Below are 20,473 nucleotides of genomic sequence, written 5' to 3' on the forward strand. Positions count from 1 at the left end.
TCGTGGCTGGTCGCGCCGTTCCCCGCGCCCCTTCCGGGGCGCTCCTGCGGGCCGGCGCGCAAAGCTATGACGTCGGCAGTTGCTTGCCGTAGTCCACCGTTTCGCCCTTGGCCGGTTCGGCCAGGGTGAAGTCCTTGCCCCACTCCGAGAAGACCAGCGTGCCCGCGCCGCCCGCGCGGACCAGGCGCAGGGGGTACGGCTTGCCTTCGAGGGAGACGTCGAGGGTGCCGCCGGAGCCCTTGTCGCCGGTGATGCGGATGGTGCGGACGCCGGACTGCTCGTGGTGGCCGTCGGTGGCGAGTGAGCCGTGCAGGGTCAGCACACTGTCGAGGAGGACGTCCTTGTCCGTGAAGCCGCTGAACCGCTGGTACGCGGGGTCGCGCTGCGGCACCTTCACATACTTGCCGCCGAGCTTGTCCGCGGCCGCGGTGTCCGCCACCTTCGGCCCGCCCTTGGAGTCCTCGTGGTCCCAGAAGTCCGAGCCCGCCTTCAGGAACAGCTGCTTGTCCACGCGCAGCAGCTGGAAGGTGCCCGCCTCGGAGGTGACCGAGCCGGTGCCGCCGTCGTCCTTGAGGCGCATGTCCAGTGTGTACGTGTGCCCGCTCGCGACCACGCTGCCCGACAGGTGCACGGCGTCGACGGAGTCCGCGGCCTGCTGGGTACGGCTCTGGATCTGCTCGACCGGCAGCTTGCCGACGCCGTTGGTGCCCGCGTCGGGATCGTCGGAGCACCCCGCGAGCCCGGTCACGGCCAGCACGGTGAGCGCGCCGGCGAGCGCGTTCCGGCGGGTGATTCCCAGGGCAGTCGCAGTCACGGAAGCAGGTGCCTTTCCGTCGGGGTCCACAGCGGCGTACGGCAGCGTACCGGGGGCGGGGCCGCCGGGCGGAGCCAGTCCGTCCGGACCGCCCGCCGGGACGTTTCCGAACGGGACGGGCTAGCCTGAAGCCCGACTCAGCGGGCAATTGGGGAAAGACTCACCGATACCGTCACGCACCCATGTAAAGGAGGCCCCGGTCATGGCAGGGGGCGCCCCCCGGATCTTCGTCTCGCACCTCGCCGCCGTCGCCGTGTTCGATCCGACCGGCGACCAGGTGGGGCGGGTGCGCGATCTGGTCGTCATGCTGCGCGTCGGCCGCCGGCCGCCGCGGCTGCTCGGCCTGGTCGTCGAGCTGGCGACCCGGCGCCGTATCTTCCTGCCCATGACCCGGGTGACCAGCATCGAGTCCGGCCAGGTCATCACCACCGGCGTGCTCAACGTGCGCCGTTTCGAGCAGCGGCCCACCGAGCGGCTCGTCTTCGGCGAGCTGCTGGACCGGCGCGTCACCCTCGTCGAGACCGGCGAGGAGGTCACCGTGCTCGATCTGTCGGTGCAGCAGCTGCCGGCCCGCCGGGACTGGGAGATCGACCGCGTCTTCGTCCGCAAGGGCAAGAAGTCCAGCGCCTTCCGGCGGGCCAAGGGCGAGGCACTGACCGTCGAGTGGTCCCAGGTCACCGGCTTCTCCCTGGAGGAGCACGGGCAGGGCGCCGAGAGCCTGCTCGCGACCTTCGAGCAGCTGCGCCCGGCCGACCTCGCCAACGTGCTGCACCACCTCTCCCCCAAGCGCCGCTCCGAGGTCGCCGCCGCCCTCGACGACGACCGGCTCGCCGATGTGCTGGAGGAGCTGCCGGAGGACGACCAGATCGAGATCCTCGGCAAGCTCGCCGAGGAACGCGCCGCCGACGTCCTGGAGGCCATGGACCCCGACGACGCCGCCGACCTGCTCTCCGAGCTGCCGGAGGAGGACACCGAGCGGCTGCTGAGCCTGATGCAGCCCGCCGACGCGGCCGAGATGCGGCGCCTGATGTCGTACGAGGAGCACACCGCCGGCGGTCTGATGACCACCGAGCCGATCGTGCTGCGCCCCGACGCCACCGTCGCCGACGCGCTCGCCCGGGTCCGCAACCCCGACCTGTCCCCGGCGCTCGCGGCGCAGGTGTACGTGTGCCGGCCGCCCGACGAGACGCCGACCGGCAAGTACCTCGGCACCGTCCACTTCCAGCGCCTCCTGCGCGACCCGCCGTACACCCTGGTCAGCTCACTGCTCGACCAGGACCTGCAACCGCTGGCGCCGGACGCGGCGCTGCCGGTCGTCGCCGGGTTCTTCGCCACGTACGACATGGTCGCGGCGCCGGTCGTCGACGAGTCGGGGTCGCTGCTGGGCGTCGTGACCGTGGACGACGTACTGGACCACATGCTGCCCGAGGACTGGCGCGAGACCGAGTTCCACCTGGGAGAGGGGGCGAACGCACATGGCACCTGACCGCGACACCACGCGTGACCGCATGCCCGCCGGGGCGACCGCGACCAGCCGCCCGCGCGCCCGGCTCGACCAGCCGCGACCGCCGCGGCGCAGGCTGCTGCCCGAATGGGACCCGGAGGCCTTCGGGCGGCTGTCGGAGCGGATCGCCCGCTTCCTGGGGACGGGACGGTTCATCGTCTGGATGACCGTCGTCATCATCCTGTGGGTGGTGTGGAACGTGGCCGCCCCGGTGCATCTGCGCTTCGACCGCTACCCGTTCATCTTCCTGACGCTGATGCTGTCCCTGCAGGCCTCCTACGCCGCCCCGCTGATCCTGCTCGCGCAGAACCGGCAGGACGACCGCGACCGGGTCAACCTGGAGCAGGACCGCAAGCAGAACGAGCGGTCCATCGCCGACACGGAGTACCTGACCCGGGAGATCGCCGCGCTGCGGATGGGCCTCGGCGAGGTCGCCACCCGCGACTGGATCCGCTCCGAGCTGCAGGACGTGATCAAGGAGCTGGAGCACCGGCAGAACGGCCACCACGCGGAGGCGGTGGTATTCCCGGCAGAACGGCCGCACGGACGTGACGTAGACGACCGCTGACGGGCATCCCGGGCGATGGCTACCGGGCCGTACCATCGACCTTATGGTTACGGAAGACGCGGTGCGCGAAGCGCTGGCGACGGTGAACGACCCCGAGATCAACCGGCCCATCACGGAACTCGGGATGGTCAAATCGGTGGAGATCGGCGCCGATGGTGCGGTCGCGGTCACCGTGTACCTGACGGTGTCCGGCTGTCCGATGCGTGACACCATCACCCAGCGCGTCACGGACGCGGTCTCCCGCGTCGAGGGCGTCACGCGCGTCGGCGTCACGCTCGACGTGATGAGCGACGAGCAGCGCAAGGAGCTGGCGGCGGCGCTGCGCGGCGGCCAGACCGAGCGCGAGGTGCCCTTCGCCAAGCCCGGCAGCCTCACCCGCGTCTACGCGGTCGCCTCCGGCAAGGGCGGCGTCGGCAAGTCCTCGGTGACGGTGAACCTGGCGGCTGCGATGGCGGCCGACGGGCTGAAGGTCGGTGTCGTGGACGCCGACATCTACGGCCACAGCGTGCCCCGCATGCTGGGCGCGGACGGCCGTCCCACCCAGGTCGAGAACATGATCATGCCGCCGTCGGCGAACGGCGTGAAGGTCATCTCCATCGGCATGTTCACGCCGGGCAACGCCCCGGTCGTGTGGCGTGGCCCGATGCTGCACCGCGCGCTGCAGCAGTTCCTCGCGGACGTGTACTGGGGCGACCTGGACGTGCTGCTGCTGGACCTGCCGCCCGGCACCGGTGACATCGCGATCTCCGTGGCCCAGCTGGTCCCGAACGCCGAGATCCTCGTGGTGACGACCCCGCAGCAGGCCGCCGCCGAGGTCGCCGAGCGCGCCGGTTCCATCGCCGTGCAGACCCACCAGAAGATCGTCGGCGTGGTCGAGAACATGTCCGGCCTGCCCTGCCCGCACTGTGGCGAGATGGTCGACGTCTTCGGCACGGGCGGCGGCCAGACGGTCGCCGACGGCCTCACCCGTACGACGGGTACGTCGGTGCCGGTGCTCGGCTCCATCCCGATCGACGTGCGGCTGCGCGAGGGCGGCGACGAGGGCAAGCCGGTCGTGCTGTCCGACCCGGACTCCCCGGCGGGTTCGGCGCTGCGCGCCATCGCGGGCAAGCTGGGCGGGCGTCAGCGTGGCCTGTCGGGTCTGTCGCTGGGCATCACGCCGCGCAACAAGTTCTGACGTTCACCGGGGCGACGGCGGCCTTTGCAGGCTGTCGTCGCCCACGAGCGTCTGCTGGGCGCCCGGCACGACCCGGGTGAGCCGCAGGACGCCCCAGACGATGCACCCGACGCCCAGCGCCTCGGGCACCAGCCACCAGCCGGTGCGGATGTGCTCGTCGAACAGCAGAACGCCGAGCAGCAGACTGACCGTGGCGTCCCCGATGGTCAGCGCCGGCTGGGACGCGGCCAGCGAACCGGCCTGCAGGGAGTTCTCCAGCAACAGCAGCGCCGCGCTTCCGACCAGCGCGAAGCCGTACGTCTGCCAGGTGCTCAGGAAGCCCGGCAGGCCGCCCTCGGCGAACGAGTCGCTCGCGGACTTCAGCAGGGCCGCCGTGAGGGCGTTGCCGACGGCGGCCGCCGACGCGAGCGCCGCCGCGCGGAACAGGGGCGGCCGGCCCGGGCGGGCGACCACCACCGCCGCGCCCATCGCTCCCAGGCACAGCACGAGCACCGGCACCCAGCGCACCATCGGCGCCTCGTTGCCGCCGCCGGAGGGCGCCGCCGACGCCAGGATCAGCACCAGTCCGGTGACGACTGCGGCCACCGCCCACCAGCCTGGGGCCGGCATCCTGCGGTGCATCAGCCGGGCGCCGATCAGCAGGGCGAACGGCAGCTCCAGGATGAACAGGGGCTGCACCAGGGCCATCGGCCCGTTGAGCAGTGCGATCGCCTGACAGGTGGCGGACGCCAGGACGCCGCCGATGCCGATCAGCCAGACCGGACGCCGCGCCAGGGCCAGCAGCAGCCGCAGTCCGCCACCGCTCGGGACGGACGAGGCCGCCTTGCGCTGGAACGCCGTACCCACGGCATTGCACGCCGCTCCCAGCACGGCGAAGGAGGCGGCCACCAGGATCACATGTCCACCATGCCCGACCCCGGCCGCCACGTCCTGCGGGAACCGCCGTGCGGGGGCGGCCGGGAGGCCACCCCGTGATCCCCGGTCAGGCGTACGTGGCGATGTCCTTGATCATCGCGAACCCGAGGCCGTACGCGCTCATGCCGCGGCCGTACGCGCCCACGTGCACGCCCTGCTGGGTGGTGCCGGCGAGGACCCAGCCGAACTCGGACTCCCGGTAGTGGAACGGCGTCGGCACGCCGTCCACCGGCAGCGACAGCGTGGACCAGTCCTCGCCGTCGAGGTCGTCGGCCAGCACCCAGGCCGTCTCCGTCTGCTGCTCCAGCCAGTCGTCGCGCAGGGTGTGGTCCATCTGCCCGGGCCAGGTGAACGACAGCAGCCCGACTCCGGCGAGCCACGCCGCCGACGACACGGACGTCGCCTCCAGCAGCCCCGTGCCGTCGGCGCTGCGGCGGGAGGGGTGCGCGGCGACGGTGACCACCACGGCGAACTTCTCGCGCGGCTCACCGGCCGCACCGCTCTCACCCCGCAGGGAGGGCTCGTCCCCGTGCCCGATCGAACCATGCTCGACGGCCCCGTCGGCGGCCGTACCCACCTGCATCAGCCAGCGCGGCCCGGTGAACGCCTCGTCGAGGCCGTACCACGGGAAGGGCGCGCGCAGGTAGCCGTCGACCGTGCGCCGCGCGGTGGGGACCTGCTGTCCACCCTCCGCGGCCGGCGCCTGTGCGACTGCCCGACTCGTCGTCTCCATGCCCGGACGCCTCCTCGCTCTCGTCGGACCGGACGGCCCGCCCCCCTTCGGGCGTACTCGTCCGATCCGCACAACAACTCGGCAGCATATCCATCTCGCCGCGGGCAGCCGGGAATCCGCCCCGGCGCGTGGGTCGCGCGGCGGCGCTTCAGGTCGCGTCGGCGTCGAACGGCGGGCGGTCGTCCTTGCCGCCGTCCTCGGGCTTCTTGGTCATGTCGACCCGGCCGGAGCCGGTGGCGGCCGGAGAGCCGTTGGCGGAGGCGATCTCGGTGTCGCGACTGTGCACCGCGTCCGTGACCTCGGCCATCTCCTTCTTCAGGTCGAAGCCGTTGCGGATCTCCTTCAGCCCCAGGTCCTCGTTCTCCATGTGCTTGCGGATGAACGTCTTGGGATTGAGGTCCTCGAACTCGAAGTCCTTGAACTCCGGGCCCAGTTCCTGGCGGATGTCCTGCTTGGCGCTCTCCGAGAACTCGCGGATCTTCCGGATCGTGCGCATGACGTCCTGGATGACCTTGGGGAGCTTGTCCGGACCGAAGACGAGCACACCGAGCACGATGATGGTCACCAGCTCGAGTGGTCCTATGTCATTGAACACCTGTAGCTCCTCGCGATGTCCTCGGCCGGGTCCACGGTACCTGTCCGACCTGTCCGACCGGTACCGTCCCGGGGTGAGGTTTACGTCAGTGGCGCGACGGGGGTTCAGTCGCCGCCGGCCGAGCCCAGGACCAGCGAAACCTTTCGTTCGTGTCCCCCTCGCCCGATCGTCAGTTCCAGACGGTCGCCGGGGCGGTGCGCGCGGATCTTGACGATCAGTTCCTCGCCGGAGTGAACGCCCTGGCCGTCGACCGCGCTGATCACGTCGCCGGGCCGGATCCCGGCCTTGGCGCCGGGTCCGCCCGGGGTGACGGAGGGTCCGCCGCCGTCGCCCTGCGCGCCGACGCGGGCGCCGTCGCCGGTGTAGTCCATGTCGAGGGTGATGCCGATGACCGGGTGCGTGGCGTGGCCGGTGTTGATCAGTTCCTCGGCGACGCGTCTGCCCTGGTTGATCGGGATGGCGAAGCCCAGGCCGATGGAACCGGCCTGCCCGCCGCCCTCCGCGTCGCCGCCGCTGTCGGCGGAACGGATGGCGGAGTTGATCCCGACGACCCGGCCGCGCGAGTCCAGGAGCGGGCCGCCGGAATTGCCGGGGTTGATCGGCGCGTCGGTCTGCAGCGCGTCGACGTACGACACGTCGCTCCCGTCGCCCGTCTCGCCGCCGGCGGTGATCGGCCGCTCCTTGGCGCTGATGATGCCGGAGGTCACGGTGCCCGCCAGGTCGAAGGGGGCGCCGATGGCGACGACGGGGTCGCCGACACGGACGTTGTCGGAGTTGCCGAGCGGCATGGGCTTGAGGCCCTTGACGCCGCTGACCTGCACGACGGCGAGGTCGTAGCCGCTGTCGCGGCCGACCACCTTGGCCTTGGCGGTCTGTCCGCCGTTGAACACGACGGTTATCTCACCGCCGGTGCCGGCGGGCTGCACGACGTGGTTGTTGGTGAGGATGTGCCCGCGGGTGTCCAGCACGAAGCCGGTGCCGGTGCCCTGCTCCTCGCTGCCGGTGACATGCAGGGTGACCACGCTCGGCAGTGCGCGGGCGGCGATCCCGGCGACGCTGTCCGGGGCGCGGCCGGTGGGCTCGTCCCCGGCCTGCGGCAGCTCGACGGCCGTTCCGACACCGCCGTTGCGCTCCAGGTACGCGCCGACGACTCCGCCGACGCCGCCGGAGACCAGCGCGACCGCGAGCAGGAAGACGACGGCCGCGCGTCGCTGCTTACGTCGCCGCTGCTGCTCGGTGTCGACGGCGGCACCGGTCTGGTGAAGGGGCGCGTGCGCGGCCGCGCCGGGCGCGGTCTGCGGCGCCGCGTCGGGGGCGGCCCAGGGGTCGTACCGCTGCCAGGGGTCGGCGGGGGGCGCGGCGTCCTGGGGGGTGGGGGCGCTGGGGGTGGGGACGGGGGCGGGGGCGCCGGGGCCGTCCTCGGGGACGACGGGCGCGGGGGCCGGGGCGGGGGCCGCCATGGGCGCGGGGGCGCCCGGAACGGCGCCGTGCGGTGGCGCGGTGAGGTGCGGGGCGGGGGCCGGTTGCGGTGCGGGGGCCGGTTGCGGTGCGGTGGCCGGTTGCGGTGCCGGTGCGGTCAGCATGCCGTGGGCGGGGGTCGCCGCCGGTACCGCCGGGTGCTGGACCGGCGGAGCCGGTGCCCAGGGGCCGGGTTCGCCGTAGGGCGGGGTGCTGTACGGGTCGGGATCGTGCAGCGGCCGGGGCCGCTCGACCGGGCTGGCGGCCTCCGGCACCGCACCGGAGCCCATGGGGACCGGCTCGGGGACCGGCTCGGGGACCGGCTCGCTCAGCTCGTAGTCCCCGTCGCCCAGCGCCGGACGCCTCCCGACGTCAGATCCCTCGTCGCCCTCGCTTTCGTGGGCCTGCGGCCGGGCCAGTTCGAAGTCGGCGTCCAGGTCCTGGGACCCGCCGCCCTTCGCGCCGGCGGCCATGGCCGCGTCGGGCCCGGTGTCGCGTTCCTCGAACGGACCCTGCGTGGGCTTCCCCTCGTTCATGCTCTCCCCACGGGTGGCCGCGGCACGGCTCGTCGACGGCGGCCGCGGATGGTCGAACCCCGCGCCCGACGGCATGCCGAGGGCGCGGCTGATCTGGATTCAACCAGGTTCGCGGGCCCGCCGCGCAGGGGCCGTCAGGGAGAGGATGTGGCGGAAGGTGATGCGGAGGCGGACGTGGGGCCGCCGGAGGCCGACAGGGACAGCACGCCCGGTGCCGTCGCCGGCGGCGCCGGGGACAGCGTGGTCAGCGCCACGGGCGCGGTGACGCTGAGCGGGCGTATCAGCGGTGACATGGCGGCCGCACCGGCCATGACGGGCGTGGTCAGGGTGCGCGCCACGTCCTGGACGGTGCCGGGAGCGGGCAGGCCGGGCAGCAGCGGCGCGGACAGGGACGTGGGCACCACCGGGGTGCCCCCGGCCGTGCTCTGGCCGCTCTGGGCCGGCAGCGGTGTCGCGCCCCGGCGGCGCTGGGACTCCGGCGCCGGGGCCGCGCCCGTACTCGGGGAGCCGGCCGGGGTGACATTGCTGCCGGAACCGGCCCGGGTGTCCGTGGCGGCCGGGCTGCCGGGGGTGACACCGCCCAGCGCGATCGCGGCCAGCGACACGGCCCCCGCCGCGACGAACGCGAACCGCAGGCCCCTGGAGGGACCGGCCTCGCCCCGGCTGACGGGGTGGATACGGAAACCCGACTCGGCGGGCATCGGCACCGCGGCGGCGTGCCCGTGTCCCGGCGCGTAGTCGAAGTCGAACGACGCGTCGCCGCCCCGCCTCACGCCGAAGACGCCGGGCGCCCCGGGGCGCCCCGGGAAGCCACCGGGGAATCCGCCGAGTCCTCCCCCGCCGAACGGCGAGCCGCCGCCGTCGGGGTCACCTCCCCCGGGCAGCCCCTGCAGGCGGGCCAGGAAGCTCTCGGACGGGGGCGGCGGCGCCACCTCCGCGAAAACGTTCTTCAGACGGCGCTGCGCGTCGACCTCCGCCTTGCATTTCGGGCAGGTCGCCACGTGCGCCAGGACGCGCTCACGCGTCTCATGACCGAGTTCGCCGTCCACCAGGGCGGAGAGTCGGTCTCCCAGGTGCTGCTCTGCCGGGTTGGGACGTGATCCACTCACGCGGTCGCGCCCCCTCCCCCCAGTACGGGCACGCGGGCCATCAGGGAGCGGCGCTCCCGGGCCTCGGGCGAGCGGTGGGCGAGCGCCTTGCGCAGCTGGGAGCGGCCGCGGTGGATGCGCGAGCGGACCGTGCCGAGCTTGACGCCGAGGGTCGCGGCGATCTCCTCGTAGCTCAGCCCCTCGATGTCGCACAGGACGACCGCGGCGCGGAACTCCGGCGCGAGCGTGTCCAGCGCCTGCTGGATGTCGGCGTCGAAGTGGGCGTCGTTGAAGACCTGCTGCGGGCTGGGTTCCTTGCTCGGCAGCCGCTCGGCCGCGTCCTCGCCGAGCGCGTCGAAGCGGATGCGCTGCTTGCGGCGCACCATGTCCAGGAAGAGGTTGGTGGTGATGCGGTGCAGCCAGCCCTCGAAGGTCCCCGGCGAGTACGTCGACAGGGAGCGGAAGACGCGGACGAAGACCTCCTGGGTGAGGTCCTCGGCGTCGTGCTGGTTGCCCGTGAGGCGGTAGGCGAGGCGGTAGACCCGTCCGCTGTGCGTGCTGACGATCTCCTCCCAGGTGGGCGGAGTCCACGCCTGGCCGTCCGCGTCGGTGGAGAAGGTCGCGGTCTGGCCGGCGGTGAAGCCTGCGGCGTGGCTGGTGTCAGCGGTGTCGGTCACGGATTTCGGCCTGCCCGCCGATCCGAGGAAGCGCCGCAGCACTCCTCCCCGATCTTCAGGTGCGGCCGCACCTCCCCTGTCGGCTCTGGTGGTGTCCAGTGGAGCCCCTACCATAGCCACCTCGCCCGTTAGGACCGGATAAGCGGTTTTACGAGAATTTGATCTGTGCTGATACGGCTCATACGGCTGCGTCAGCACTTGCTCGGCGCCCCGCGCCGCATCGTGATCCAACTGTGTCCCCCCGGTGCGTCTCACACCCTTCTAAACGCCCGGTCCCATCTGCGGGTTCCCGGGCCCAACGGATACAGTCACGCCGAGGCAACCATGGGGACAGGAGAGGGTCATTACCGGCAACCGGCAGACGGACTGGGCGTTCGCCGACGCCTTTGTCGCCGAGGACGACGCCCTGCTGTGGGCCCGCGACCGGGCCCGCGAGGCGGGGCTGCGTTCGGTGTCGCCCGGCACGGGCGCGGCGCTGCGGTTGCTGGCCGCCACCGTGGACGCCAAGGCGGTCGCGGAGATCGGCACCGGTTGCGGCGTCTCCGGCATCCATCTGCTGCACGGCATGCGCCCCGACGGGGTGCTGACCACCGTCGACCCCGAGCCGGAGCACCAGCAGTTCGCCCGGCAGGCCTTCCGCGCCGCCGGTTTCGCCAGCAACCGGGCCCGCTTCATCCCCGGCCCGGCCCTCGAGGTCCTGCCCCGGCTCGCGGACGCCGGCTACGACCTCGTCTTCTGCGACGGCGACCGGCTGGAGTTCCTGGACTACCTCGCTGAATCGTTGCGCCTGCTGCGCCCCGGCGGTCTGGTGGTGTTCGAGGGCGTCTTCGCGGCCGGGCGCACGGTCGACTCCGGTCCGCAGCCCACGGAGGTCATACGGATCCGGGAACTGCTGCGCGCGGTGCGCGAGAGCCAGGATCTGGTGCCGTCGCTGCTGCCGGTCGGGGACGGCCTGCTGTGCGCGGTCAAGCGCTGAGGCTCCGACCCGCCGGATGAGGCCTGCGCACTGACAAGCACCGCCCTCACCTGGGCAAACGACCGCCCCGGCACCCGCTTGGGGCGCCGGGGCGGCCGAAAGGATATGGTCGCTTGCGCGTCAGCCGACGACCTTCTTGAGGGCGTCGCCGAGGGCGTCAGCCTCGTCCGGGGTCAGCTCGACGACGAGCCGACCGCCGCCTTCGAGCGGAACGCGCATGACGATGCCCCGCCCCTCCTTGGTCACCTCGAGCGGGCCGTCGCCCGTCCGCGGCTTCATGGCCGCCATGCTCGTTCCCCTTCCTGAAACCAGCTCATCGTCAAGGCCGACGGCCCGTGAAGGGCAGGCGCGGGCCCACCGCCCGGAAGGGCCCAGGACACGCGTCACCGGCATCGAACACATTGCTTCCAGGCCATTATCCCGCATCTCAGGACCCGATGACCAACATCAGTCCGCATCGCTTGGGCAACGCGCGCGAGCAAAACCACTCAATTCGGCGATGTGGCTGCGATACTGCCCGACCCCGCGGACGGCACCCGAGTGCGCCGTGCGTGGAATTGTTTGACGCAGCTCACACGGTCGGCCCGGTCCACCACCGGTGATCTCCGCCATGCTGTCCTTCGTACGTCGGCGTACCGAGCGGTACGCCGTGCCTCGACACCGGAGGGATGCGCCATGGCCGACACCGTGCTCTACGAGGTGAGCGACGGGCTCGCGACGATCACGCTGAACCGCCCGGAGGCGATGAACGCGCTGAACATCGCGACCAAGGTCGCCCTCCGGGAGGCGGCCGAGTCCGCGGCGGGCGACAGCACCGTACGGGCGATCCTGCTCACCGCGGCCGGGGACCGGGCGTTCTGTGTGGGCCAGGACCTCAAGGAGCACATCGGGCTGCTGGCCGCGGACCGGGAGTCCGGCTCGGGGCAGACGATGAGCACGGTGAAGGAGCACTACAACCCGATCGTGCGGGCCCTGGCCGGCGCCCCGAAGCCGGTGGTGGCCGCGGTGAACGGCGTCGCGGCCGGCGCGGGCTTCGGCTTCGCGCTCACCGCGGACTACCGGATCGTCGCGGAGGCGGCCTCGTTCAACACGTCCTTCGCGGGCGTGGCGCTCACCGCGGACTCCGGCATCTCCTGGACCCTGCCGCGCGTGGTCGGGCCCGGCCGCGCCGCCGACCTGCTGCTCTTCCCGCGCAGCATCACCGCCCAGGAGGCGTACGAGCTGGGCATCGCCAACCGGCTGGTGCCTGCGGCCGAGCTGCGCGCCGAGGCGGAGAAGCTGGCGCGGCAGCTGGCCGAGGGGCCGACGGTGGCGTACGCGGCGCTGAAGGAGTCGGTGGCGTACGGCCTGACGCACTCCCTCGCCGAGACGCTGGAGAAGGAGGACGAGCTGCAGGCGCGTGCCGGGCAGTCCGATGACCACGCGATCGCGGTGCAGGCGTTCGTCAACAAGGAGAAGCCGAAGTACCTGGGGCGGTAGGCCTCACCGGCGGCGTGCGACGCAGTCGGTCAGGTGGTCGTCGACCAGGCCGCACGCCTGCATCAGGGCGTACGCCGTCGTCGGGCCGACGAAGCGCAGGCCGCGCTTCTTCAGCGCCTTGGACAGGGCCGTCGACTCGGGGGTGATCGCGGGCACGTCGGCGAGGGTTCTGGGGGCCGGACGGGCGTCCGCGTCCGGGGCGTGGGACCAGATGAGGTCGTCCAGCTCGCCGGGCTGCCACTCGGCGAGCACGCGCGCGTTGGCGAGCGTGGCGTCGATCTTGGCGCGGTTGCGGATGATGCCGGGGTCGGCGAGCAGCCGTTCGCGGTCGCCGTCGTCGAAGGTGGCGACCTTGGCGATCTCGAAGCCGGCGAAGGCGGCGCGGAAGCCGGGGCGGCGGCGCAGGATGGTGATCCAGGACAGGCCGGACTGGAAGGCCTCCAGGGCGAGCCGTTCGAAGAGGGCGTCGTCGCCGTGGACCGTGCGCCCCCACTCCTCGTCGTGGTACTGCACGTACTCCGGCGCGGACAGGGCCCACGGGCAGCGCAGGGCGCCGTCCGGGCCGGCGAGTGCGATCCCCGTGGTCACTGCTCCTCCTGCTGCTCGTGCTTGTCCATCGGCACCCGGGCGGCCGCCGCCCGCGCCCCCGCCAGTGCGGACTCCAGGTCGGCGATACGGGCGTCACGCTCGGCGAGTTCGGCGGCGACGCGGTTGAGGGCGTCGTCGACGTCGGCCATGCGGTAGCCGCGGGCGGCGAGCGGGAAGCGGAGGGCGTCGACGTCGTCGCGGGTGACGGGGCGGTCGGGGGGCAGCGGGTCGTGGAGCCGCTCCGGGGCCGCCTCCGGCAGCGGGCCGGTGCCCTCGCCGCCGCCGAGCACGGCGAGCGTCACCGCGGCGACCACGACGGCGAGCGCGATGACCAGGAACAGGAACATAACCATCGCCGGCTACCCCACGTTCGGTGTCTTCAGTGTCAGGGTCCGATCGTGCCATGCGACGCTGACAGTTAGGGTCACAGGCGGCGCAAGACCAGGAAGAACCCAGGACGTACGAGGAGAGGTCACAGCGGATGCTCAGGCTGGGCAGGCGGGAATTCGGCGCGCACGAGCCGGTGATCATGGCGATCGTGAACCGGACGCCGGACTCCTTCTACGACCAGGGGGCGACGTTCCGCGACGAGCCGGCTCTCGCGCGCGTGGAGCAGGCGGTGGCCGAGGGTGCGGCGATCATCGACATCGGCGGGGTGAAGGCCGGGCCGGGCGAGGAGGTCGGTGCCGAGGAGGAGGCGCGGCGCACGGTCGGCTTCGTGGCCGAGGTGCGGCGGCGGTTCCCGGACGTGGTGATCAGCGTGGACACCTGGCGCGCGGAGGTCGGTGAGGCGGTCTGCGAGGCGGGGGCCGATCTGCTGAACGACGCCTGGGGCGGGGTCGATCCGGGCCTCGCGGAGGTGGCGGCGCGGTACGGCGCGGGGCTGGTGTGCACGCACGCGGGCGGGATCGAGCCGCGGACGCGGCCGCACCGGGTGGCGTACGACGATGTCATGGCCGACATCCTGGAGGTGACCGTGGGGCTCGCCGAACGCGCGGCCGCGCTGGGGGTGCCGCGGGAGTCGATCATGATCGACCCGGGGCACGACTTCGGCAAGAACACCCGGCACAGCCTGGAGGCCACGCGGCGGCTGGACGAGATGGTCGCGACGGGGTGGCCGGTGCTGGTGTCGCTGTCCAACAAGGACTTCGTGGGCGAGACGCTGGACAAGCCGGTGAAGGAACGGCTGCTGGGGACGCTGGCGACGACGGCGGTGTCGGCGTGGCTGGGGGCGCAGGTGTACCGGGTGCACGAGGTCGCCGAGACCCGGCAGATCCTGGACATGGTGGCGTCCATCGCGGGGTGGCGTCCGCCGGCGGTGGCGCGGCGCGGGTTGGCGTAGGAGCCTGTCACTCGCGGGTGCGGCCGATGTGCTCGATGTGCAGCGTCCGAGCCTCCTCGTCGATGCGGTTCAGGATGCGCCACGGACCGCGATGGAGACGGCGGTGGTGCACTCCCCACGCTCGTGATCCCTCCGGCCTCGGGCTCTCCGTGAGTCCGTCGGTCGCCTGGAGGAGGGTGTCCACGCCCTGGGGATCGTCCTTGAGGAAGCCGGTGCCTCGTTGAGGGCCGCCGGCTCCCACTGGACCTCCCACGTCACGCCGTGCTCCTCCCCGCGGCCTCAAGGAGTGTCCGCCGCGCCTCGGCCCGCCGGGCCGGCTCTCCGAGCCTGCCCCGCGCCTCAGCGATGGGATGGGTGTCAGTCATGCACATGGTGTGCAGCTGGATGACACTTGCGCTCAGTAGCTGAGCAGACCGGGGTTACCGCCCCGCCTCCTTCGACACCAGCGCCACCGCCTCCTCCACGTCGTCCGTGACGTGGAACAGCAGCAGATCCGCCTCGGACGCCTTGCCCTCGGCGACCAGGGTCTTCTTCAGCCAGTCGACCAGTCCGCCCCAGTACTCCGTGCCGAAGAGGACGATCGGGAACTGCGTGACCTTCTGGGTCTGGACCAGGGTCAGCGCCTCGAAGAGTTCGTCCAGCGTGCCGAGGCCGCCGGGCAGGACCACGAAGCCCTGCGCGTACTTGACGAACATCATCTTCCGGACGAAGAAGTAACGGAAGTTGAGCCCGATGTCGACGTACGGGTTCAGCCCCTGCTCGAAGGGCAGCTCGATGCCCAGCCCCACCGAGGTGCCGCCCGCCTCGGAGGCGCCCTTGTTGGCGGCCTCCATGGCGCCCGGGCCGCCGCCCGTGATCACCGCCCAGCCGGCCTCCACCAGCGCGCGTCCCAGCCGTACCCCCGCCTCGTACTCGGGCGAGTCCGCCGGTGTGCGGGCGGAGCCGAAGACGCTGATCGCGGGCGGGAGTTCGGCCAGCGTGCCGAAGCCCTCGATGAACTCCGACTGGATGCGCAGGACCCGCCAGGGGTCGGTGTGCACCCAGTCGGACGGCGCGCGTTCGTCCAGCAGCCGCTGGTCCGTGGTGCTGGTCTGCACCTGGTCCCGTCGCCGGAGGACCGGTCCGAGTCGCTTCTCGTCCGGCGGGATCTTCTTCCCCTCGGGGTTCCCGGTCGGCATGTGCGCTCCCTCCGTCGTACGGTTCGTGCACCTCAGCGTAGATCCGCGCGGGTTACGGCTGAGGGACCTGAATATGTCCGCCGCGCTGCGTCGTAAACACGGCCGAACGGGTCATGACGTCAGCCACGACCGCAGGCGCTCTTCCCCGGCGAGGATCTTCGCCGTCTCCACGCGCTCGTCCCGCTTGTGCGCGAGGAGCGGATTGCCGGGGCCGTAGTTGACCGCCGGGACGCCCAGCGCGCTGAAACGGGCGACGTCCGTCCAGCCGAACTTGGGCTTCGGGGTGCCGCCGACCGCGTCGATGAAGGCCCGGGCGGCCGGGTGCGACAGGCCCGGGAGCGCACCCCCGCTGTGGTCGTCGATCACGAACTCCTCCACCCCGCAGTCCGCGAAGACCTCCCGCACATGCGCGACGGCCTCCTCCTCGCTGCGGTCCGGCGCGTAACGGAAGTTGACCGTCACCACACAGGCATCGGGGATCACATTGCCCGCGACCCCGCCGGAGATCGCCACCGCGTTCAGGCCCTCGTGGTACCGCAGGCCGTCGATGACCGGCCGGCGCGGCTCGTAGGCGGCCAGCTTGGCGAGGATCGGCGCCGCCGCGTGGATGGCGTTGGACCCCATCCAGCTGCGCGCGGAGTGCGCGCGCTCGCCGCTCGTCCTCAGCAGCACCCGCAGCGTGCCCTGGCAGCCGCCCTCGACCTCGCCGTCGGACGGCTCCAGCAGTACCGCGAAGTCGCCCTCGAGCCACTCCGGGTGCGCCTCGGAGACGTGCTTGAGGCCGTTGAGCTCGGCGGCGACCTCCTCGTTGTCGTAGAAGACGAAGGTCAGATCGCGGTTCGGGGCCGGCACGGTCGCGGCGATGCGCAGCTGCACCGCGACGCCCGCCTTCATGTCGCAGGTGCCGCAGCCCCACAGCACGCCGTCCTCGTCCAGCCGGGAGGGGACGTTGTCGGCGATCGGCACGGTGTCGATGTGGCCGGCGAGGACCACCCGCTCGGTGCGGCCCAGGTCCGTACGCGCCACCACGTTGTTGCCGAGGCGGTCCACCGTCAGGTGCGGCAGGGCGCGCAGCGCGGCCTCGATCGCGTCCGCGAGCGGCTTCTCCGTGCCGCTCTCGGAGGGGAAGTCGACGAGCTGCGCGGTGAGAGCCGCGGCGTCCAGCGTGAGGTCAAGCGGGGTGTCGGCCATGGGCCCGACCCTATCCCGCGCTCTCGCCCGCCCGCGGTGTGCGCGGTGTGCGCACCCCTGGCGACGCCCACGGCACTCTCCAGTAACTTGTACGACGTGCCAGAGCCGTCCCCCACCTCCCCCAGACGTCGCAGCCGTCTCCTCCGTCTCGGCGCGGCCGTCGTGGTGCTGTGCGCGGTCGCCGGTTACCTCGTGGTGCAGTACCTCACCGGAGGCGCCGGCGTGCCGGGCTGCAAGGTGGTCTCGGGCAAGGACGACGCAGCGACGTACTCGTTCACGCCGGAGCAGGCGGTGAACGCGGCGACGATCGCGGCCGTCGGCACCAACCGGGACCTGCCCGAACGCGCCGTGACGATCGCGCTCGCCACCGCGCTGCAGGAGTCCGGGCTGCGCAACATCGACCACGGCGACCGCGACTCCCTCGGTCTGTTCCAGCAGCGGCCCTCGCAGGGCTGGGGCAGCGAGCGGCAGATCATGGACCCGACGTACGCGGCGGGCACCTTCTACGAGCACCTGGTCAAGGTCCCCGACTACACGGAGTTGCCGCTCACGGTGGCCGCGCAGCGGGTGCAGCGCAGCGGTTACCCGGAGGCGTACGCCAAGCACGAGCCGGACGCTTCCCTGCTCGCCGCGGCCCTGACCGGGCAGTCCGCGGCCACCCTGACCTGTACCGGCCGTCCCGGCGCGGACGCCTCGGTGGGTGCGGACGCGGTACGGGCCGCGCTGGTGCGCGACTTCGGGCGGGGCGCCTTCCAGGAGACCGGCGCGGAGGTCGGCGCCAAGGGCCGGCCCGCTCCGTCGCCGTCGGTGAGCGCCGAGGCCGACGGGCAGGCGGTGAGCGTGCCGGTGCCCGCCGGGGACGGCCGGCGCGGTGTGCGCGAACGCGGCTGGCAGCTGGCGCACTGGGCGGTGGCCAACGCCTCCGCGCTGCACATCCGGCGCGTGACGTACGCCGGGCGGCAGTGGAGCGCCGGGAACACCGACAGCACGTGGCGCGAGGCAGTGCGGGACGCGGACACGGCCACGGACGCGGACACCGGCGTGGTCCGGATCATCACTGCGCAGTAGTGCGGGTATTCACTCTCAGGAGTTACTCGGCAGGGGTTCGGCGGGGGCGGTGCGCAGGTTTTCGCGCCGTCACCCCCGCACACGCGAAATCCCTTGGAAACACAGAGGCGGAAGGATTCAGCGGACTTTCGCACCGGGCGCTCTTTGCCCGTGTTTATCCGCAGCCGATAATGCGACGCATTGCCAACTCTTTACGTTGCCGATCCGCAACCTTCGTGGGCTTCGAGCGGTAGTCACTGCGTCCGAGCCCGAACGACCGCAGCCAGTCGGTCGGCCAACTCACGGGCCCGGACGGACAGTTCAGCGTTTCACCGTCTCTCCCGTCGAAGGAGCATCATGTCCCTCCCCCTGACCCGCCGGATCGCCCGTGCCGCGCTGCTCGTCGCTGCAGGAGCGGCCGCCGGGGTCGGTGCGGCCGGCTCCGCCAGCGCAGCCCCCTCCCTGCCCGCCACCCCCGACCTGGGCGGGCTCACGGCCCTGGACGGGGCGAGCGTCGCCAACCAGGCCGACAGCGCGCTGCAGCACTCCTCCGCCGCCGCGGGCGAGACCAGCGGCAAGGCGGTCCAGCAGGCGGTGCCGGCCGCGGGCAGGTCCGGCGGCAGCGCGGTGAAGAAGCTGACGCCGGTGGCGCAGAAGGCGGCCGGTGAGGCGGCCGGTTCCGCGGGCGGCCTCCTCGGCGACACGGCCAAGACCGCCACGCAGGGCGGCCTGCCGACGGACTCGCTCACCAAGGGCGCGCCGTCCCTGCCGGGGGGCAGCCTGCCGCTGGGCGGCTGACGGTCCACTGCGCGGCTTGAACGGCTGGTGCGGCGACGGGGCCCGGGTTTCCCCCGGGCCCCGTCGCTTTGCGCTGCCGTGTCTGTGCCGGCGGGGCGGCCGGGCCGGACCGCCGCGCGGGTGCTGCGGCTGCTGATCCGGGCAGCCAAGCGCCGGGCATTGTGTTCCGACGTCATTCGGCTGCGGACCCGTCGTGGCTGGTCGCGCCCACGCGGCGGTAGCCGCACATCGACACAGCCCCGCGCCCCTTTCGGGCGCACCGACCACGTCCGCGTCAGGACAGGCGGACCACCGCGGCGGCCACCCGCTCGTCCGTCGCCGTGAAGGCCACGCGCACGTACTGCTCGCCGGCCGTGCCGTAGAAGTCGCCCGGGGCGACCAGGATGCCCAGGTCGGCCAGGTGGGCGACCGTGTCCCAGCAGGACTCGTCACGGGTCGCCCACAGGTAGAGGCTGGCTTCGCTGTGCTCGATGCGGAAGCCGTGCTTCAGCAGCGCGGTGCGCAGGGCGTCGCGGCGGGCGGCGTAGCACTCGCGCTGGACGCGCACGTGCTCGTCGTCGCCGAGCGCCGCCACCGCCGCCGCCTGGGTCGGGGCCGACGTCATCATGCCGCCGTGCTTGCGGATCTCCAGCAGCGGGCCGAGGACCGCCGGGTCGCCCGCGAGGAACGCCGCGCGGTAGCCGGCCAGGTTGGAGCGCTTGGACAGCGAGTGGACGGCGACGAGGCCGTCGTAGGAGCCGCCGTTGACGTCCGGGTGGAGGACGGAGACCGGGTCGGCCTCCCAGCCCAGCTCCAGGTAGCACTCGTCGGAGAAGACCAGGACGCCGTGCTCGCGGGCCCAGGCCACGATCCTCGTCAGCTCGTCCTTGCCGAGGACCTTGCCGGTCGGGTTGGACGGCGAGTTCAGCCAGAGCAGCTTCAGTCCGGCGGGGTCCAGCTCGGTCGGGTCGTCGTAGACCTCGTACTCCGCCCGGGCCAGGCGGGCGCCCACCTCGTACGTCGGGTAGGCGAGGCGGGGGTAGGCGACCCGGTCGCCGGGGCCGAGGCCCAGCTGGGTCGGCAGCCAGGCGACCAGCTCCTTGGAACCGACGATGGGCAGCACGTGCCGGTGCGTCACCGCACGGGCGCCCAGGCGCCGCTCGACCCAGCCGGTGATCGCGTCGCGCAGCGCCGGCGTCCCCCAGACCGTCGGGTAGCCCGGCGAGTCGGCGGCGTCGATCAGGGCCTTCTGGATCAGCTCGGGCACCGGGTCGACCGGCGTGCCGACGGAGAGGTCGACGATGCCGTCCGGGTGGGCCGCGGCCGTCTTCTTGTACGGCTCCAGCTTGTCCCAGGGGAAGGTGGGGAGCCGGTCGGAGACTGCGGACACGGATCTTGCTCGCTTTCGTCGGTTCGGCAAACGCCTCGGTCCCGTACGGCGATCACGACGGTGATCGGGCCGTACGGGACCGAGGCGGCGCTTCAGAGGCGGCCGGGTGTCAGCCGTTCTGCGGCGGGAGCGCGGCGATGAAGGGGTGGTCCCGCTCGATCAGCCCCAGCTTGCTCGCACCGCCCGGGGAGCCGAGCTCGTCGAAGAACTCGACGTTCGCCTTGTAGTAGTCCTTCCACTCCTCCGGAGTGTCGTCCTCGTAGAAGATCGCCTCGACCGGGCAGACCGGCTCACAGGCACCACAGTCGACGCATTCGTCCGGGTGGATGTACAAGGACCGCTGGCCCTCGTAGATGCAGTCGACCGGGCACTCCTCGATGCACGCCTTGTCCTTGACGTCGACACAAGGCTGCGCGATGACGTAGGTCACGCTGTCGTTC

Annotated in this window: 23 protein-coding genes; 8 read left to right on the plus strand and 15 right to left on the minus strand. The window is 72.4% G+C overall.

The window, feature by feature from the left end; genetic code table 11:
• Positions 1 to 64: 64 nt before the first annotated feature.
• Positions 65 to 814, minus strand: coding sequence for a hypothetical protein (locus tag AB0J12_RS04545; RefSeq protein WP_363262681.1), 750 nt, complete (start codon positions 812 to 814; stop codon positions 65 to 67).
• 202 nt (positions 815 to 1,016) lie between these two features.
• Between AB0J12_RS04545 and AB0J12_RS04550 the strand changes: the two genes are divergently transcribed.
• Genes AB0J12_RS04550 through AB0J12_RS04560 form a run of 3 tightly spaced genes read left to right on the plus strand, consistent with a single transcriptional unit; the run spans position 1,017 to position 4,063 of the window.
• Positions 1,017 to 2,300: a CBS domain-containing protein gene (locus AB0J12_RS04550; protein ID WP_363262682.1), complete on the plus strand. Its 1,284-nt coding sequence runs from the start codon at positions 1,017 to 1,019 to the stop codon at positions 2,298 to 2,300.
• The gene (locus AB0J12_RS04555) at positions 2,290 to 2,886 is read left to right on the plus strand and encodes a DUF1003 domain-containing protein (protein ID WP_363262683.1); all 597 of its coding nucleotides are present in this window, start codon (positions 2,290 to 2,292) and stop codon (positions 2,884 to 2,886) included. Before AB0J12_RS04550 ends, AB0J12_RS04555 begins: the two co-directional genes overlap by 11 nt.
• A 43-nt stretch (positions 2,887 to 2,929) precedes the next feature.
• Entirely contained in the window at positions 2,930 to 4,063 is a 1,134-nt protein-coding gene (locus AB0J12_RS04560; RefSeq protein WP_363262684.1) for an Mrp/NBP35 family ATP-binding protein, read from the plus strand.
• Positions 4,064 to 4,066: 3 nt separating this feature from the next.
• Here AB0J12_RS04560 and AB0J12_RS04565 read toward each other — a convergent pair whose 3' ends face one another.
• The 6 genes from AB0J12_RS04565 to sigE form a co-directional block, all read right to left on the minus strand.
• Positions 4,067 to 4,960, minus strand: a complete 894-nt coding sequence (locus tag AB0J12_RS04565) for a DMT family transporter (RefSeq protein WP_363262685.1) — start codon at positions 4,958 to 4,960, stop codon at positions 4,067 to 4,069.
• An 85-nt stretch (positions 4,961 to 5,045) separates the two neighbouring features.
• Positions 5,046 to 5,711 (minus strand): hypothetical protein, encoded by a 666-nt coding sequence (locus AB0J12_RS04570; RefSeq protein WP_363262687.1) that lies wholly within the window; start codon positions 5,709 to 5,711, stop codon positions 5,046 to 5,048.
• Between the two features lie 148 nt (positions 5,712 to 5,859).
• The gene (locus AB0J12_RS04575; protein ID WP_363262688.1) at positions 5,860 to 6,306 is read right to left on the minus strand and encodes a sec-independent translocase; all 447 of its coding nucleotides are present in this window, start codon (positions 6,304 to 6,306) and stop codon (positions 5,860 to 5,862) included.
• A 104-nt stretch (positions 6,307 to 6,410) separates the two neighbouring features.
• Positions 6,411 to 8,054 carry a trypsin-like peptidase domain-containing protein gene (locus AB0J12_RS04580; RefSeq protein WP_363262756.1) on the minus strand — a complete coding sequence of 548 codons (1,644 nt, stop codon included), beginning with the start codon at positions 8,052 to 8,054 and terminating at the stop codon, positions 6,411 to 6,413.
• A gap of 380 nt (positions 8,055 to 8,434) precedes the next feature.
• Complete coding sequence (locus AB0J12_RS04585) at positions 8,435 to 9,409, minus strand: zf-HC2 domain-containing protein (RefSeq protein WP_363262689.1); 975 nt, start codon at positions 9,407 to 9,409, stop codon at positions 8,435 to 8,437.
• Positions 9,406 to 10,107, minus strand: coding sequence for an RNA polymerase sigma factor SigE (gene sigE, locus AB0J12_RS04590; RefSeq protein ID WP_363262690.1), 702 nt, complete (start codon positions 10,105 to 10,107; stop codon positions 9,406 to 9,408). The genes AB0J12_RS04585 and sigE overlap by 4 nt, the downstream gene beginning before the upstream one ends.
• Positions 10,108 to 10,342: 235 nt before the next feature.
• Here sigE and AB0J12_RS04595 point away from each other — a divergent pair, with 235 nt between their 5' ends.
• Entirely contained in the window at positions 10,343 to 11,041 is a 699-nt protein-coding gene (locus AB0J12_RS04595) for an O-methyltransferase (protein ID WP_363262757.1), read from the plus strand.
• A gap of 120 nt (positions 11,042 to 11,161) precedes the next feature.
• Here the strand turns inward: AB0J12_RS04595 and AB0J12_RS04600 are convergent, their stop codons facing one another.
• Entirely contained in the window at positions 11,162 to 11,329 is a 168-nt protein-coding gene (locus AB0J12_RS04600) for a DUF3117 domain-containing protein (RefSeq protein WP_003966491.1), read from the minus strand.
• Positions 11,330 to 11,716: 387 nt separating this feature from the next.
• Here AB0J12_RS04600 and AB0J12_RS04605 point away from each other — a divergent pair, with 387 nt between their 5' ends.
• The gene (locus AB0J12_RS04605; RefSeq protein ID WP_363262691.1) at positions 11,717 to 12,520 is read left to right on the plus strand and encodes an enoyl-CoA hydratase-related protein; all 804 of its coding nucleotides are present in this window, start codon (positions 11,717 to 11,719) and stop codon (positions 12,518 to 12,520) included.
• 3 nt (positions 12,521 to 12,523) lie between these two features.
• On the opposite strand, the gene AB0J12_RS04610 is transcribed toward AB0J12_RS04605, so the two are convergent.
• On the minus strand, positions 12,524 to 13,108 hold the full coding sequence (locus AB0J12_RS04610) for a DNA-3-methyladenine glycosylase I (protein ID WP_363262692.1): 585 nt from the start codon (positions 13,106 to 13,108) through the stop codon (positions 12,524 to 12,526).
• Positions 13,105 to 13,455 carry a DivIVA domain-containing protein gene (locus AB0J12_RS04615; RefSeq protein ID WP_363262758.1) on the minus strand — a complete coding sequence of 117 codons (351 nt, stop codon included), beginning with the start codon at positions 13,453 to 13,455 and terminating at the stop codon, positions 13,105 to 13,107. Before AB0J12_RS04615 ends, AB0J12_RS04610 begins: the two co-directional genes overlap by 4 nt.
• Positions 13,456 to 13,589: 134 nt before the next feature.
• Between AB0J12_RS04615 and folP the strand changes: the two genes are divergently transcribed.
• Positions 13,590 to 14,450, plus strand: a complete 861-nt coding sequence (gene folP / locus AB0J12_RS04620) for a dihydropteroate synthase (protein ID WP_363262693.1) — start codon at positions 13,590 to 13,592, stop codon at positions 14,448 to 14,450.
• Positions 14,451 to 14,457: 7 nt separating this feature from the next.
• Here folP and AB0J12_RS04625 read toward each other — a convergent pair whose 3' ends face one another.
• The 3 genes from AB0J12_RS04625 to dapE form a co-directional block, all read right to left on the minus strand.
• On the minus strand, positions 14,458 to 14,703 hold the full coding sequence (locus tag AB0J12_RS04625) for a type II toxin-antitoxin system RelE/ParE family toxin (protein WP_363262694.1): 246 nt from the start codon (positions 14,701 to 14,703) through the stop codon (positions 14,458 to 14,460).
• Between the two features lie 166 nt (positions 14,704 to 14,869).
• A complete protein-coding gene (locus tag AB0J12_RS04630) occupies positions 14,870 to 15,628 on the minus strand; it encodes a TIGR00730 family Rossman fold protein (RefSeq protein WP_363262695.1) in 759 nt (252 codons plus the stop codon).
• A 111-nt stretch (positions 15,629 to 15,739) separates the two neighbouring features.
• A complete protein-coding gene (gene dapE / locus AB0J12_RS04635) occupies positions 15,740 to 16,819 on the minus strand; it encodes a succinyl-diaminopimelate desuccinylase (protein ID WP_363262696.1) in 1,080 nt (359 codons plus the stop codon).
• Positions 16,820 to 16,915: 96 nt separating this feature from the next.
• On the opposite strand from dapE, the gene AB0J12_RS04640 reads away from it, so the two are divergent.
• A complete protein-coding gene (locus AB0J12_RS04640; protein ID WP_363262697.1) occupies positions 16,916 to 17,887 on the plus strand; it encodes a heavy metal transporter in 972 nt (323 codons plus the stop codon).
• Positions 17,888 to 18,223: 336 nt separating this feature from the next.
• A complete protein-coding gene (locus tag AB0J12_RS04645; protein WP_363262698.1) occupies positions 18,224 to 18,664 on the plus strand; it encodes an ATP-binding protein in 441 nt (146 codons plus the stop codon).
• Positions 18,665 to 18,938: 274 nt separating this feature from the next.
• Here the strand turns inward: AB0J12_RS04645 and AB0J12_RS04650 are convergent, their stop codons facing one another.
• Positions 18,939 to 20,033 carry a bifunctional succinyldiaminopimelate transaminase/glutamate-prephenate aminotransferase gene (locus tag AB0J12_RS04650; RefSeq protein WP_363262699.1) on the minus strand — a complete coding sequence of 365 codons (1,095 nt, stop codon included), beginning with the start codon at positions 20,031 to 20,033 and terminating at the stop codon, positions 18,939 to 18,941.
• A 109-nt stretch (positions 20,034 to 20,142) separates the two neighbouring features.
• Positions 20,143 to 20,463 (minus strand): ferredoxin, encoded by a 321-nt coding sequence (gene fdxA, locus AB0J12_RS04655; RefSeq protein WP_010474859.1) that lies wholly within the window; start codon positions 20,461 to 20,463, stop codon positions 20,143 to 20,145.
• Positions 20,464 to 20,473: the final 10 nt, after the last annotated feature.

This window comes from Streptomyces sp. NPDC049915, assembly GCF_040656475.1.
Lineage (GTDB): Bacteria > Actinomycetota > Actinomycetes > Streptomycetales > Streptomycetaceae > Streptomyces.

Coding starts and splice junctions, on each gene's coding strand:
- AB0J12_RS04580 (WP_363262756.1), bottom strand. CDS start 8,054: ATGGGCTCCGGTGCGGTGCCGGAGGCCGCCAGCCCGGTCGAGCGGCCC.
- dapE (WP_363262696.1), bottom strand. CDS start 16,819: ATGGCCGACACCCCGCTTGACCTCACGCTGGACGCCGCGGCTCTCACC.
- AB0J12_RS04600 (WP_003966491.1), bottom strand. CDS start 11,329: ATGGCGGCCATGAAGCCGCGGACGGGCGACGGCCCGCTCGAGGTGACC.
- AB0J12_RS04615 (WP_363262758.1), bottom strand. CDS start 13,455: ATGTTCCTGTTCCTGGTCATCGCGCTCGCCGTCGTGGTCGCCGCGGTG.
- AB0J12_RS04630 (WP_363262695.1), bottom strand. CDS start 15,628: ATGCCGACCGGGAACCCCGAGGGGAAGAAGATCCCGCCGGACGAGAAG.
- AB0J12_RS04560 (WP_363262684.1), top strand. CDS start 2,930: ATGGTTACGGAAGACGCGGTGCGCGAAGCGCTGGCGACGGTGAACGAC.
- AB0J12_RS04550 (WP_363262682.1), top strand. CDS start 1,017: ATGGCAGGGGGCGCCCCCCGGATCTTCGTCTCGCACCTCGCCGCCGTC.
- AB0J12_RS04555 (WP_363262683.1), top strand. CDS start 2,290: ATGGCACCTGACCGCGACACCACGCGTGACCGCATGCCCGCCGGGGCG.
- AB0J12_RS04605 (WP_363262691.1), top strand. CDS start 11,717: ATGGCCGACACCGTGCTCTACGAGGTGAGCGACGGGCTCGCGACGATC.
- AB0J12_RS04570 (WP_363262687.1), bottom strand. CDS start 5,711: ATGGAGACGACGAGTCGGGCAGTCGCACAGGCGCCGGCCGCGGAGGGT.
- folP (WP_363262693.1), top strand. CDS start 13,590: ATGCTCAGGCTGGGCAGGCGGGAATTCGGCGCGCACGAGCCGGTGATC.
- AB0J12_RS04645 (WP_363262698.1), top strand. CDS start 18,224: ATGTCCCTCCCCCTGACCCGCCGGATCGCCCGTGCCGCGCTGCTCGTC.